We start from the raw sequence: 4,183 nt of genomic DNA, 5'->3' as shown, positions 1-4,183 counted from the left end.
TGGCGCAAGCAGTGAGCCAGCTGATTGGCTCGGCGATTCAGCTCTCCATAGGTCAGCTGCTTTCCACCGGAGATGACGGCAGGCTGATGACTGCGACGCTCGGCTTCCTCCTCCAGCACCTCAGCCAGTGTACGTTCAATCGAAGGAGTCGTATGTACCGGATTGAATTCTTGCAGTAACTGCTGTTTTTGAGCAATCGACAAACTGATCGAACTCGCTGCTTCACCATTAATATTGACCAGCAGTTCGTTAATCAAATGCACATATTGTTCAAAAAAAGTAGCTATATGTGTTTTCTCAAACAGCAGTTTGTTATATGTGATTTGCAGTTGTAGTTGATCCTGCTGTCTGTTCACCAATATATGAATATGATTCAAGGCCAGATTGTACATATTTTCTATACTTTCCGGACTGTGTACTGTATTCATGGAGATACCAAATTGACTGATTTGTAAAATATCATGCTCTCCATAACAGAGAGCATTTTTTTCGGTTTTTGCATACGATTGGTTTTTGTATCCTTCGGATAATTCCTTTTTGCAGCGTCCTATTACTTCTTTCACTGCATTATTGGGCTGGATATCATTAATCATTGGAAGAATACCGAAATCCTGCGACACATCGGATTCTCCACCCTCATATGTCGGAATCAGATTGATAAGGTTTTGCCGGGTTAATTGGTACTGCTGAATTTGAAGAACTGCCAAACATATGGTAAAAATCAGCAAATCATTATTGCCAGCCATTTTAAATATTTTTTCTATTAAATGCTGATCTATCGAAATATTGATGCTTGCAGGTTCATATCCAGCCCCCAAAGAATAATCGTAAATCATCAGCTTTTCAAAAGAGTGCGAATCCAACCCGTTCAATTTACGGCTCCAGTATTGCTGGGATGATTTGTTTTTTTTCAACAAATAAAGTTTCTGAGTTTCGTTTGTGATCATATCCGGCAAGGTTTCTCCCCCATTCAACTCATATTAAAGTCAAATTCTGTTTCGTCCCAATCCTTGAATTCCTTTTCTTCCTGTAGCTGCTTAGCGACCAAAGCTTCTTTTTCCTGTAAAGTGAGAAAATCCATTTTCTCCAGCTTTGTATGAGGAGCCGTTAAAATTGATATCAACTGTTCAAAGCCAAGCATCAGACGCTCTCCAAACTCATCCATCAGTTGATCCGAATAAAGATTGGCATCATACATAATTTTGTATATGAGCTGTTTTTTCATATAAAAAAGACCATTTAGCGAATAACCGGTTTTCTCGACCGTACGGATATCTTCTAGAACAAAATCAGCATCATTTGCATCGGTAATCGCCTGATTCAGTTCTTCCATTGGGTAATTTTCAAATACAACCAGTGTTTGTATCAGATTGTGTTTGGAAAGACTTGCAAGCTGTATGTCTGCCAAGGGAACATACTCATATGGCTGACTCGCAACATTATTCTCCTGTATCTGCTGCAGCAATTTGACGATTGTTTGATCCTGCTCTGAACGTATGCGTATCGGTATGGTATTCAAAAATATACCGACCATACGATCAATACCATTAATTTCAGGAGGACGTCCGGATACAATGCCTCCAAATACAATGTCCTGGGTACCTGTATATTTTTGCATGGTAAGTCCCCATACTGTCTGACAAATCGTATTCATCGTAACTTGATATGTTGAACTGATTTGCTTGATTTTTTCTGAAGTGGCTTCACTCAATTCAAATTGGACTTCTCCTCTTTTTGGACTTAATGCTTCATTGTTTTCAAGATCAGCCTGCAGGAATGACTCTCCGGTATAATCATCCAGTGCTTTATTCCAATATTGAAGACCAAGCGTCCGATCCTGATCAAACAGCCATCGGTGATAATTGTCCATAGGCATAGCAGAAGTGACATAACGTGCGGCATCCGCAGTATATTTTTTGTATTTAGTGATCATTTCATTCAGCAAAATAGCATTGGACCAACCGTCAAGAATAATATGGTGAATATCTACTAGCAATCTGTACTCTTTGTTTCCCAGATAAACCATTCTTAATTCGAACAGATTGTCTTGATCCAGCGCAAATCCTTGCTCCATACGCTTGTTTTTCAGCTGTTCATACTTAATCTGCTGTTCTGTAGCATCATAAGAAGACAAATCGTAGTACATAAGCGTCTGATATTGATGCTGAGTGACGACCTGAACAGGATGTCTCCAGTGATTGAATATATTGGTTCGCAAAGATTCATACTGGGCCAGAAGCTGGTTATACACTTCTTCCCAGACTTTCAGATCAACAATACCTTTCAGGAACAGTTCCGTCTGAAGAATATACGCAGCTGTATCCTGTTTTTGAAGATAAGTGAAAAACATGCCTTCTTGCATCGGAGTCAGCTTGTTCAGTTTTTCAACAACCGCATAATCTCCCTTTTGTCTGGCTATCATCTGTTTGAATTGCGATAAATCGTCCAGATCCAGATCATGAATACCATAATCATATGGTGTTAGTTCGGTCGTTTCGGCTGCAGCGCAATATTGAATTATCTCCTCCAGAGAATCTTCCAGGCACTCTGCAAACCGGCTCGTATCCTCGGAGAGCCATACCGATGGATTAAATTCCAGAATAAATTGCAATTCATCATCTTTGATCATGCCATTGATCTGTAACCCTTCTTCGATCACCATCGCAGGACTCGCCTGCGCCCCTGCAGACAGAGAAGATTCTGTAAACAGTCCCGCTGTATCTCCGTAGCTGAGCTGTCCCAGATAGTTAAAACTGATGTCCGGCTTAATCGACAGATCAATTCCGCGTTTGTATTTCTCGTCGGTCAAATAATGAAGAATACCGTAACCTATTCCCTTATTTGGAACATGGCGCAAATTCTCTTTGGTTCGTTTGATCAATTCTCCAATATCAGGATCCTGAATATGCAGAACAACCGGGTAACATGTTGTAAACCAGCCTACCGTACGCGTAATGTCTGCAGTTGCAGCATTGGGCATATAAAGTTCTTCACGGCCATGCCCTTCAATCATAATCGTCAACTTCTCCCGGTGATCCCATTTCTGGATTCCATAGCCTATCGCCGCCAATAACAGATCATTCATCTCTGTGCGGTAAGCTTTGTGTGCACCTGTCAGCAGTGTCTGTGTTACTGTCTTATTCAATTTGATTTTGCGTGTCATCATATGCTCAAGACAGGAAGTGGATGGTGAAATTTTCCGAACCTGACTATAATGTTCAGTTACAACATTATTCCAATAATCCAGCTGTTTGAGCGCCTGTGAACTATTAGCGTATTCCAGTTGTTCGTCAGCCCATTTTTGAAAAGATGTTGTTTTGGCAGGCATTTGGATTTCCATATCATTCATACAAGCCGCATATGCATTTTCAAAGTCTTCCAGCAATATTCTCCAGGAAACACTATCCACAACAAGATGATGTATGGAAAAGAGCAGATGATCTCCGGAAGAAGTAGTAAACAATATAACTTGCACAAGCGGACCATGTTCCAGATTCATTGATGTCTGTATTTCGTCAATTTTTGCAGCGATGCGTTGTTCGGAATCCAGGCTATCTTCAAGTACCATTCTTCCAACACGATACAGATTGTTCATATCTTCTATGGAAGCATTGAATAAATAAGCATGACCGCCAGCATCCCGTTTTATAAGCATTCTTAATGCATCATGGTGTTGAATTAGCTTTTTGATAACCTGCTCTACAGCTTCTGCATTAAATCCCTGCTTTGAGAACAGCATTACAGATTGATTAAAATGATTGAATGTCTCCGCATGTATCCCATTTGCAAACTGGCTGGTAATTGGAGTCCAAGCTACTTTGCCTTCGACAGCCTGCTGATCAGGAATAGATTGGACGGTTTTTACGTAACGAGACAGCATATCAACGGTTTGATATTGCATAATATCTTTAACGCTTAACATAATATTTTCTTTTCGAAGCCGGGATACAATCTGTATAGATTTGATAGAGTCTCCACCCAACTCGAAAAAATTATCATACAGGCTGACCTGCGGAATAGACAGCACTTCACTCCACACCTTTATAAGCGCAGACTGTATGGTATTGTAAGATTCGATGTAGCTGCCGCGTGACAATGCCCTGATCGGTTCCGGCAAAGCTTTTTTGTCAATTTTCCCATTGGGCGTCAGCGGCATACTCTCCAGCTCTATCAACCGAGCAGG

2 protein-coding genes are annotated in these 4,183 nt (G+C 40.8%); both read right to left on the bottom strand.

What is annotated here, in order from left to right; genetic code table 11:
• Window positions 1-947, bottom strand: a 947-nt coding sequence (locus WH46_RS23180) for a condensation domain-containing protein (RefSeq protein WP_156172335.1), incomplete at its 3' end; no start/stop codon positions are given.
• A gap of 23 nt (window positions 948-970) precedes the next feature.
• On the bottom strand, window positions 971-4,183 hold a 3,213-nt coding region (locus WH46_RS23175; protein ID WP_046228518.1), incomplete at its 5' end, for a condensation domain-containing protein.

Source organism: Paenibacillus dauci (genome assembly GCF_000971985.1).
Classification (GTDB): Bacteria; Bacillota; Bacilli; order Paenibacillales; family Paenibacillaceae; genus Saccharibacillus; species Saccharibacillus dauci.
The sequence above is the reverse complement of the archived record's forward strand: the minus strand, read 5'-3'. Positions and strand labels throughout refer to the sequence as shown.